The organism is Providencia sp. PROV174 (assembly GCF_028480685.1).
Lineage (GTDB): Bacteria > Pseudomonadota > Gammaproteobacteria > Enterobacterales > Enterobacteriaceae > Providencia > Providencia rettgeri.
Window position 1 is genome coordinate 142,608 of sequence record NZ_JAMPOT010000004.1, and the last position, 11,088, is coordinate 153,695.

An 11,088-nucleotide genomic window follows, 5' to 3' on the forward strand; every position below is an offset into this window, starting at 1 on the left:
CCAATTCACATTAATCAATCTTTACGAACGTCTTTAAGTAATAAGTTAAAATTAGGCTGCAATTTGAAATATTTAACATGCTCATTAGCAACCGCATTTTGCTTCCAATTCGCCACAAACAACCAAGGCGCATCTTGATGAACAATTTTTTGAACTTGTCGATATAATTGAGCGCGCTCCTCGAGGTTATTCGTGACCCGCGCTTTATCTAACAATTCATCCAGTTGCTTGTTACTGTAATAACCGGAGTTAAATCCACCTTTATCCGGCCAAGAAGCGCTATGCAAGGTTAAAAAAGGTAAGGTATCTGGGTCATTCGTCATCCACGCCATTTCGGCCATATGCGCTTGTTTGAGGCCTGCATTGACCTTGGATAGGTAGGTATTCCACTCAAAGGTTTGAATTTCGACAACTAAGCCAACCGCTTTCAGGTCAGCTTGAATGGCGGTGGCCATGGGAATCGGGTCTAACATCCCTGAGCCCCCTTCGGTGACATAAAAAATAATTTTTTGCCCTTGAGCCCCCGCTTCTGCTATCAATTGGCGGGCTTTTTCAGGGTCATAAGGGTAAGCTTTGGTTTCTTTATCAAATGCCCAATCGAAAGCCGATGGAATCGGTCCTTGTGCCACTCCTGCGGAATCCTGAAGAATATATTTCACAATATTTTCTTTATTTACCGCGTAGTTAACTGCTTGCCTTACACGCACATCATCAAACGGTGGCTGAGATGCATTGAGCATGGCATACCAAACATGAGGTCCTACCGCTTCATAAACATGGAAGCGGTTGTCATTAACAAATAACGGAACATTATCAGCAGGGACTTCAACCATGGCATCAATCCCCCCTGATAACATTTCGGCTACCCGGGTATTGGCGTCAGTAATCGGCCGAAAAACAACATGTTTTAAACCGGGTTTACCATCCCAATAGTCTTCATTAGCAGATACGACAACCCTTTGGTTTGCCGTCCACTCATCAAATTTAAAGGGGCCTGTTCCGCTGGGATGGCGGCTAAAGTCTTTGTCATATTGCTTTACTGCTGTGGGCGAAACAATCAGCCCTGCGGGCGTGGCTAAGTTTGATAAAAACGGGGCAAATGGTTCTTTTAAGGTAAAAACCACAGTCTTGTCATTCGGGGTTGTAATTTTGTCTATGGCAGAGAAAAAAAACGATAATGGGAATGGCCCTGTATGGTAATACGGGTGCTGGTTATCCAACATTCGTTCAAACGTGAATTTGACTGCATCTGCGTTGAAGGGGCTACCATCATGAAACTTTATATTTTCACGTAAGTGGAAAGTGTATGTGAGGCCATCATCACTAATAGACCATGATTGAGCTAAAGCAGGTTCAAGCGTTAATGTGCCATCAGCATTGCGAACTAATCCTTCGTACAAGTTAACCAAAATTCGGGAATCATTCGCAGCGGTTGCGACTTGCGGGTCTAATGATTGCGGTTCTGCAACTTGCCCTAATAACAAGACATTTGGGTGGTTCACCGCCAATGTCGGTAGCGAAATAAAGCATAAAAGCCAAAGACTGGCTATCCATCTACATAAACGCATATTCATTCGCTCCTCCCCGAGTGCTGACATTGCTATATGATTGTGAAGTGTGATTTGTGTCAATTTTGTTAATAATTTTATCTTTTTCTTTATTTATGATGATAAATTATATTTCAAGCAAGAATTTATAATGATAAATTTGATCAAGGTCTAATTTATGAGGTGTAAAATGACATTTTCAATTGTGGCGCGTTGCCCATTAACAGGAAAAATAGGTGCAGCGACCGCAACAGGTGGTCCTGCGGTTGGAGCATTAGTCTTACATGGTAAAAGCCAAACGGGAGCCATCGCCACTCAAGCAATGACAAATCCAATTGCAGGCTTAACAGGTATTGAATATTTGCAACAAGGCCATAATGCAAATAACAGCTTAGACTACCTTGTAACGCAAGATATTGAACGGAAGCAACGACAGCTGATTATTCTTGATAATCATGGAGGTACAGCTGATTGGACCGGCCAAAATTGCTTACCTTGGTGCGGAAGTTTATCGGAGCCTAACTTAGCCATTGCTGGAAATATGTTAGTTGGAGAGCAAGTCCTGAATGCCATTTATCAGAGCTACCATAACAACTCACATCAAGCTCTGGCTGATCGATTACTTATCGCCATGCAAGCAGGTGCAGATAAAGGTGGTGACTACCGAGGGATCCGTTCCGCTGCATTAAAAGTCTGGAATAATCGACAATATCCAGACATTGATATTCGTAGTGACTGGTCAGAAGCACCACTATCAGCGCTGTTCATCATTCTTCAACAGGTTCGTTCCGAAGATTATGCTGATTTTTTTGCACAAATTCCTACAGGAAATGAATATATCACTCGTAATTGAACTCATGATGGTGCATATCGACTAATAAAGTAAAATAATTGAATGATATGTACCTGGAAATAAAAAAGCCATTCGTTAAATTTCAATTAACTGCATGAATAACTCTGTATTTTTTATTTTTTACGTTAGTTTAGCTTATTATTTAAATTGTCATTCATTACGTAATCTTAATTATCTATTCTTGTTATACATTCGATTAATTTTTATCTTTGATAGCCATCAAAAAATAAATGGTTATTTTTTAACAACATTAAAAGTAATGAAAAATACCTATCTCCTTGAATTTATCTGGCTATATCGCATAAATGCTTACATTAATTAACCTTAATAAAACCCAGGTTATTTCTTGCTATTTAACTGCTAAATAAAAAATAAAATAATCAATTTTATCAAAAGGTTAAAATAATTACTTTCAGATTATATAACGAATAATATTTATACAGACTATCCAGGTAATATTAGATGCAGCAGGTCTTACCAAATGAATAGTTAATAATAAAATGAACAAAAAATAGCCCAATAAAGTCATTAAAACTTCATTGATATATTTATTTTCTGATTTTATCACCTAAGGGATATTTAGCATTTTCATCTATGGTGAAATATTAACCTCTCTCTTTGATCCGCTCAGTAATTATTGCCCTTAACTGAAATTATCATGTTTACACCCGTACACTTTTCATGACAGTTACTTATAAAAAATAATAAATCATAAATTAGAAAAACAGCATAATCTCCGACAAACCCTTTACAACACTGACAATACCAATTTACTTCCACGAATCATTCACTCAACTTTATTAACAAATGTCACCCATACTTAATAAATATGAAATATATGATAAGATCATCATCTCAATTTGAAATTATTTACTATATAAAAAACAAGATTGTTATTGAGGTTATAGATGAAAATCTCGAGAAGAAAGCTATTATTAGGGGTTGGTGCTGCTGGTGTTTTAGCAGGGGGTGCTGCGGTTGTTCCTATGATCAATCGTGAAGGTCGTTTTGAATCGACTAAATCACGTGTACCAGCTGTTGCTGGCACAGAAGGCAAATTACCAGAGTCTGCAGATGCAGTCATCATCGGTGCTGGCCTTCAAGGGATCATGACTGCAATTAACCTTGCTGAAAAAGGTCTTAATGTTGTTATCTGTGAAAAAGGTGTTGTCGGTGGTGAGCAATCAGGCCGTGCATATAGCCAAATCATCAGTTATAAGACTTCTCCAGCGATTTTCCCTTTACACCATTACGGGAAAATTCAATGGCTTGGCATGAACGAAAAAATCGGTGCAGATACCAGCTACCGTGTTCAAGGCCGCGTTGAAGTACCTTCAAGCGAAGAAGATTTAGAAATTTCAAGAGCGTGGATTAAATCTGCATCTGAAAACCCAGGCTTCGATACCCCACTACGTACCCGTATGATTGAAGGGACTGAACTGGCAAATCGTCTGGTTGATGCTCAAACCCCATGGAAAATTGGTGGATTTGAAGAAGACTCTGGTAGTCTTGACCCAGAAACCGTCACACCAGCAATGGCTAACTACGCAAAATCAATTGGTATTCGTATCTACACCAATTGTGCAGTACGTGGTATTGAAACTGCTGGCGGTAAAATTTCTGATGTTGTCACTGAAAAAGGTGCAATCAAAACTTCTCGTGTTGTTCTGACGGGGGGTATTTGGTCGCGTCTGTTCATGGGTAACTTAGGTATTGACGTTCCAACATTGAACGTTTACCTATCACAACAACGCATCAGTGGCGTACCAGGCGCACCAAAAGGTAACGTCCACTTACCTAACGGTATTCACTTCCGTGAACAAGCTGATGGTACCTACGCGGTTGCACCACGTATCTTTACCAGCTCTATCGTTAAAGATAGCTTCCTGTTAGGACCAAGATTCCTACACGTATTAGGCGGTGGTGAATTACCATTAGAGTTCTCTCTTGGTAAAGACTTATTTAACTCATTCATGATGGCAACGTCTTGGAACTTAGACGAGAAAACACCTTTCGAAGAGTTCCGTACTGCAACTAATACACCAAACAACGAACACTTAGATGGCGTTCTGGAAAGACTGAGAAAAGAATTCCCAGTATTTAAAGAGTCTAAAGTGGTTGAACGTTGGGGTGGTACCGTTGCACCAACAGATGATGAAATTCCAATTATTTCAACAGTCGAGCAGTACCCAGGCTTAGTCATCAATACCGCAACAGGTTGGGGTATGACTGAGAGCCCAGCATCTGGTCGATTAACGGCGGAATTATTAATGGGCGAAACACCATTTATCGACCCTACGCCGTATAAACTTTCCCGTTTTAGCTAAAAAACAGGAAAAATAGCGATTTTTACTGTGGATCTATTAGCGAATAGTTTAAAGTTAAATGAAAGTTTAATTTTTGATAAAACTAATAGATCCTATTTACTTTGATAATGTTAAGGAGTTTACATGCGCTATAAAACTTTATTGCTTTCTCTGCCTTTGATTTTAGGTGTAGCAAGTGCGAATGCAGCCGATGATGTTAAACGCGTTCCAGTGAAAGGATTCCCTATCTCTGAATCAGTAGAAATCAATGCGGGCAACCTCATTTTCCTCAGCGGAAAAGTCCCTTCTAAAATCTCTGCAGACGCGAAAGAAGGCGTTTTAGAGTCTTATGGTAATACCGAAGCACAAACAATCAACGTATTAAAACAAATCCAAGCTAACCTCGAAGGTATGGGCTTGACGATGAATGACGTTGTTAAAATGCAAGTATTCTTAGTTGGTGGTGAAGAAACTCAAGGTACTATGGACTTCGCTGGCTTTATGGCTGGTTACAACAAGTTCTATGAGTCTGAAAAAGTCACTAATCTGCCAGCTCGTTCTACCTTCCAAGTCGCTAAACTGGCTAACCCAGCTTGGAGAGTAGAAATCGAAGTGACAGCGGTACGCCCTGCTGCAAAAAAATAAGTTCTTCTAACGAAGAATAATCAATAATGGGGCATAATCATTATGCCTCGTTATATTTCCCCCTAATAATCCTATTCTATTCTTTTTTTGATACATTACTTCACGCTACCGCTATTATTTATCCCCCTATCCTCTGTGCGGTCACAAATTATCACTCATTTTCTGTGCAACCGATTCACACCTACTTATAATTTCAAAGAACAAATCAGAGCTGAAAAATATGACATCGCGGGTAAACAAAAATGACTCACAATACTGTCAGTCGAATGAATTTAGACCATCTTAAAACTTTTCATTACGTGGCTAAAAGTGGTAGCTTTACTCAAGCAGCACATATTTTATTTTTGAGCCAACCAGCTGTTAGCCAACAAATCCAAGGTTTAGAAAATTCTCTACGGGTTGCTTTATTTGACCGTTCCCGAAAAAAAATCACCTTAACCAGTGAAGGAAAAGTACTCTATAGCTATACCAAAAGATTATTTTCATTATTTGATGAGATAGAGCATGTCTTTCAAGATTTAAATTTATTACAAACTGGTACGCTAACAATTGCCGCAACCGCTGTTATGGGCAGTTATTATTTGCCAGATATCCTAAAACAATTTAATACTCGCTATCCGCTGATTCATATAAAAATAAAAATTGGCAATTCACAGCAAGTGATGGATTGGGTAGCAGAACAAGAAGCAGAAATTGGTTTAGCAGGCCGAGTTCCTATTGTGCCGAATGTAAACCAAGTATTCTTACACCGGGAGCCCTATATCGCCGTTGTTGGCCCCAATTCTCCACTTCTACAACTTCAGCGCCCATTAACAATCGAAGAGTTCACAAACGCTTCTCTCGTGATGAGGGAAAGGGGAACACGCACCCGAGCTAAAATTGAAGATTGGCTAAAAGCACATATTGCACTCCATGATTCCCCTCCCCCTATTATTACTGTCACTAATTTAGAGGCGACAAAAAGATTAGTCGCAAGTGGTTTTGGGATTACCGCGTTACCTTATTTAAGTGTTAGCGATGATATTAGTGTAGGAAAATTGATCCAGCTACAAATTAATGCCTTTGATGTTGATGCAGATTATTATTTAACTTACCAAACTAATCGTTCGCTTTCCGCAGCTGCTTTTCAATTTATTATGTTATTGCGCGAAATATCTGACGAAATATCATTAAATAGTGATATAGAGCAACTTATTCATACCGAAAATATCTAAATTGCATCAATTATACAACAGATAAGCAACTATAATATTTACTTATATTACGCATACAACTTGCTGATTTTTGGTTCTTCTATGAATGTGCAAAGATGGTTTTAAATAAAACTCATGGTTAATAATAAAACTTAACCACTTTGTTCTTCTCAGGAGTAATCATAATGGCTAAAGAAATTGAACGTAAATTTTTAGTATCGGGTGATTCATGGAGAGAATTAGCCAATGGTGTTCGTTACACCCAAGGTTATTTAAATAGTCAGAAAGAACGAACCGTTAGAATAAGAACTATCGATGATAAAGCCTTCTTAACAATTAAAGGAATTACCGTCGGTATTACTCGATCTGAATATGAATATGAAATTCCCCATGCTGATTGTGTTGCTATGCTGACGCAATTAGCAGAACAACCCATTATCGACAAGAAACGTTATAAAATCCCTTTCAATGGCTTAATTTGGGAGGTAGATGAATTTTTTGGTGTTAACGAGGGACTAATCGTTGCTGAAGTCGAGCTTAGCGATGAAAATCAATTCTTTAACAAACCTGACTGGGTAGGCGACGAAATATCTTCAGACCCCAAATATTTTAATTCTAATCTTGTTGCTAATCCTTATACCACATGGAAAAAATAAGGGGAATTTTATGAATACATTAACTAAAAATATTGCGATATCAGAAGAAGATGCGAGTAAAATAGTACCTCGAGCAGAATTTAGAATATTTGGACATGACCTTATTAACGAAATAGAAGCCAAAATTTGGGATGTCAAAGCAACCTTATACGCTGCGCGAAAAATGCCAATAGAAACCTATTTTTTATCTGAAAAAACCAATGATGCCAATGTAAAAGTACGTGATGGATTATTAGATATTAAAGTTAAAGTTGGTGAAACAAAAGAGGGCTATGAAATATTCCAACCGAGAGGCAAATTCCAATTTCCAGTAAAAAAAGAAGAATTAAATATTATTTTATCTCACCTTGAAGTTGATATTCCTCTCGATAAAGACAGCTATGAAATAGAGGAATTCAAAGCTATTGTACGCCAACACCCTTGTCTCAATGCAGTCACCGTTGAAAAAATGCGCTATGGCTTTATGGTCGATGGCATTATTTGTGAGTTTGCACGCGTTTGGTTCAATGGGGCACTAATGGAAACCGCTTGTTGTGAAAGTGAAGATTACGAAAAAATGCAAGCCGTCGTTAATGCCTTAGGTATCAATAAATTGCCTAACACAAATTATTTGAAAGCCGCCAAGCGTGTTGTTGGCATGTAACTCTTTTATGTAATGCATATCGTTGTTCATCTATATGGGTCGAGTCAAATAACACCGACCCTTGAATGATAATAATAAAAGGAGATATGTATGTCAGCAAATAGTAAGCCAAGCTTTGACCCACTTGATATGCGTAATTATTCATTAGAAAAATTCCGTGATATCAAAGCTGGCGCACTAATGCAAAATCTCAAACTCATTGGTGTACCTTTAGCTATTCTCTCATTTCTATTTTTCGAATTACAATGGTGTGGGACAATCGATGTATTTGAAGCACAAACAAAAGTTCCCGCAGCTCATTGCTATAGTGCAATGGGAATTTTTGTTGCTTCACTGATTTTATGGCTCACTGAAGCTATTCCAAATTATCTCACGTCATTAATTGTCGTTGTTGTCGTTATCATTACTGGTGTGATGAAAATGCGCCCAGCCTTCGCGATGCTGGGTGAACCCGTCATGATTCTAAATATTGCCAGCTTTATCCTAGCGAGCGCATTAGTTACGACAGGTTTGGCAAAACGTATTTCACTCATGCTAGTACTCAAAACTAAAAATCATTTAACCATGTTATTCCTATGCTTTGTGGCATTAAACTTGATTTTTGGTGCATTTATTAGTGCAACCTCGGCAAAAACGGCACTACTACTGCCATTATTTATGGTAATTTCGGCTATCTACGGTGCCACTGGTGGTGCTCAGCGTAACAATGTTGGCCGTAATATGGTGCTCCTTAACTTGCTGGCTAATAATGTCTCCGCTAGCGCATTCTTAACAGGTTCTGCGGCCAATTTATTAGCAGCAGCAATGCTAGAAAAAGCAGGTGCATTAGTCACTTATCAAGATTGGTTTATTGCACTATTCCCATTGGCTGTCATTCAATGTTTAGTCGCATGGTGGACTGGAACTCGGTTTATTTTTAGGATTACAGATGAAGAAAAAACACCGAAACTCGAAGGTGGCATGGACCGCTTACGCTCGGAATATAATGCATTAGGTAAAGTCAAAATCAGTGAAATTAAAGCAGGGGTCGTATTTATTCTTGTTTTACTATTATGGTCCACAGGTAAATGGACAGGTTTACGTGCTGAAGTTGTCGCATTAGCAGGTGCTTGTATTGTACTGATGCCCTCTTTTTCACGGCTGCCAGCAATGGGTGTCATGAAATGGAATGATGCTGATATTCCATGGCACATGTTAATGTTTAGTTTTGGTGCTTATGTATTAGGCGGTATGATGGACCAGACTGATATTGTCGGCCTTTATGTCCACAAAGCCTTTGACCATTGGAACATAGACCCTCAAGGTGCTGGAAAACTGCTTGTTTTCGCTGTATTAAGCGCAGTATTTGCACTCACCACATTGATTAGTGAAAGTAAAACAGCACGTACAATTATTTTATTCCCTATTATTATTGCTATTGCTCAACGATATAACTGGGATTTAGTTGGCTTCTGTTTACCCATGGCATTTATGATTAACCAAGTTTATGTTCTCTATTTTAACTCTAAACCCGCCAATATAAGCTATTTGACTGACCAATATTCAACCGGTGACTCATTTAAATATGGTATGATTCAACTCATCCTTATCTGGATACTACTAATACTATGGACACATTACGTTATGCCACTCATGGGATTTAATAGTTATCTTTGGTAAAGATAGAATATTGGCCAAAAGAACAGTGTGAAGGAAAATATGATTAAAGAATCTCTCAAGATCCATGGAAAAAAACAGTTTGAAATCAAACAAAAAGTGTTGTTTCCACGTAAGTCTAAAGAGATCCGTTACCAAGTAGAGACCTTTTTCTTTTTGCCTTCATCATTACAGATTAACCCAGACCTCTACACAGCATCAAACCTCCAGCGCAGCCTAAAAAACTATATTCGGCTGCGCCCACCGACCGTAAAATTATCATCACTGGCTGATGAAAACGGGGCATTAGATGAACTAAAACAGTGGCTACAGCAATGTACGCCACAAAACTTACCTTCATTAGACGAGTATGAAAATAGGCTAAAGCGCTATGCTTTAACCTTCAAAAGAACCGTTCGTTTGAATGTTAAAATGGTAAGCCAAAATCCCCAACGGCAAACGCCTGAATACTTAGCTGAGTTCATGGCAAACATCGCAAAATGTCTCTGTACTTATCGTGAATTAGCAACACAGTCAACCAAAATTGAAGAAGCCATCCATTCCAATGCCTTTTCTTATTGTGACGAATTTATGACGTATTACACCATGAATTACTTACGTGATTTATTAGCGGATAAGCAAATGCCGTTACGTGAAGAAATACGTCATTTTTGGTATCAAGAAATGCGTTATCTGAAGAAACAATACCCTGATTGTTTTCCTAGTGATGAAACGGATGCTGAATTAGTCACATATCGCCGTAATTTATTGAAAAAATATATTAATCGCTATCTCTATTTAGAAATTCGCCACAAGCGGGGACTTCCCCTGCTATTACACTCTATTTATGGTATTGCCGCTGCAATTTCAATGCTTTTCGCTACGGTTATCGCCTTTTTCTGGCAAGGAAAGTATGGAGCTTTGAGTGCCAACTTATTTTTGGCTATGGTCATCGGCTATATCTTCAAAGATAGGCTGAAAGAAGTGGGCCGAGAGCAGTTGTATCGCCTATTTCAAAAATGGATCCCCGACCGACAATTACGCATTTACCGCGAAGGAGTGAAAGCACCAGTCGGTATTTGTAAAGAGTCTTTTCGTTTTATTAATGAAAATATGCTTTCGCCGGATATCCGTGAAATGCGGCAAAAATCTCATTGGGTCAATTTAGTTAACGTCCAGCGAATGGAAGATATCCTGTATTACCGTAAAGATGTATTGCTACATAACCGCCAATCCGTGTTTGAAAAAAACCAATCATCAATCGCAGATATTACGCGTTTTAATATTTCGGATTTCCTAAAATATATTGATATTAGCTATGAAGAACTCACTGTGAATGATGATGAGCCTGCAATTATTGGTGAAAAGGTGTATCACATTTACCTTTGTCGTCGCGTCACAATTAACAAAAAAACCTATAATGAGCTGGCTCGTTTAGTAGTGAATGCCGATGGGATAAAGCGTTTAGAAGTATTGCAGTCACTAGATTTACTGACAACCGATGAAGATATTGAAATTTCACCGTAAATGTTTTGTTTTTTCTATTTTCTTTCCAAGAAAAATATTCTAATTCACTATAATTTTCTAAATCATTCGAACTGTAGCAAGGT

At 38.4% G+C, this 11,088-nt stretch carries 9 protein-coding genes; 8 read left to right on the forward strand and 1 reads right to left on the reverse strand.

Going from position 1 to position 11,088, the window contains the following annotated elements:
* Window positions 1-14: 14 nt before the first annotated feature.
* Window positions 15-1,574, reverse strand: coding sequence for an ABC transporter substrate-binding protein (locus tag PSE60_RS02125; protein WP_272664439.1), 1,560 nt, complete (start codon window positions 1,572-1,574; stop codon window positions 15-17).
* 163 nt (window positions 1,575-1,737) lie between these two features.
* Here PSE60_RS02125 and PSE60_RS02130 point away from each other — a divergent pair, with 163 nt between their 5' ends.
* From PSE60_RS02130 to PSE60_RS02165, 8 genes are all read left to right on the forward strand, one after another.
* The gene (locus tag PSE60_RS02130; protein ID WP_272664440.1) at window positions 1,738-2,400 is read left to right on the forward strand and encodes a DUF1028 domain-containing protein; all 663 of its coding nucleotides are present in this window, start codon (window positions 1,738-1,740) and stop codon (window positions 2,398-2,400) included.
* A 908-nt stretch (window positions 2,401-3,308) separates the two neighbouring features.
* On the forward strand, window positions 3,309-4,727 hold the full coding sequence (locus tag PSE60_RS02135; RefSeq protein WP_272664441.1) for an NAD(P)/FAD-dependent oxidoreductase: 1,419 nt from the start codon (window positions 3,309-3,311) through the stop codon (window positions 4,725-4,727).
* A gap of 123 nt (window positions 4,728-4,850) precedes the next feature.
* Entirely contained in the window at window positions 4,851-5,351 is a 501-nt protein-coding gene (locus tag PSE60_RS02140) for a RidA family protein (RefSeq protein ID WP_272664442.1), read from the forward strand.
* 242 nt (window positions 5,352-5,593) lie between these two features.
* Complete coding sequence (locus tag PSE60_RS02145) at window positions 5,594-6,565, forward strand: LysR family transcriptional regulator (protein WP_210838774.1); 972 nt, start codon at window positions 5,594-5,596, stop codon at window positions 6,563-6,565.
* 164 nt (window positions 6,566-6,729) lie between these two features.
* Window positions 6,730-7,200, forward strand: a complete 471-nt coding sequence (locus PSE60_RS02150) for a CYTH domain-containing protein (protein WP_272664443.1) — start codon at window positions 6,730-6,732, stop codon at window positions 7,198-7,200.
* 10 nt (window positions 7,201-7,210) lie between these two features.
* Window positions 7,211-7,843, forward strand: a complete 633-nt coding sequence (locus PSE60_RS02155; protein ID WP_210838770.1) for a hypothetical protein — start codon at window positions 7,211-7,213, stop codon at window positions 7,841-7,843.
* Window positions 7,844-7,933: 90 nt separating this feature from the next.
* The gene (locus tag PSE60_RS02160; RefSeq protein ID WP_210838768.1) at window positions 7,934-9,502 is read left to right on the forward strand and encodes an SLC13 family permease; all 1,569 of its coding nucleotides are present in this window, start codon (window positions 7,934-7,936) and stop codon (window positions 9,500-9,502) included.
* A gap of 39 nt (window positions 9,503-9,541) precedes the next feature.
* Window positions 9,542-11,005 (forward strand): hypothetical protein, encoded by a 1,464-nt coding sequence (locus PSE60_RS02165; RefSeq protein WP_210838766.1) that lies wholly within the window; start codon window positions 9,542-9,544, stop codon window positions 11,003-11,005.
* The last annotated feature ends 83 nt before the right edge of the window (window positions 11,006-11,088 follow it).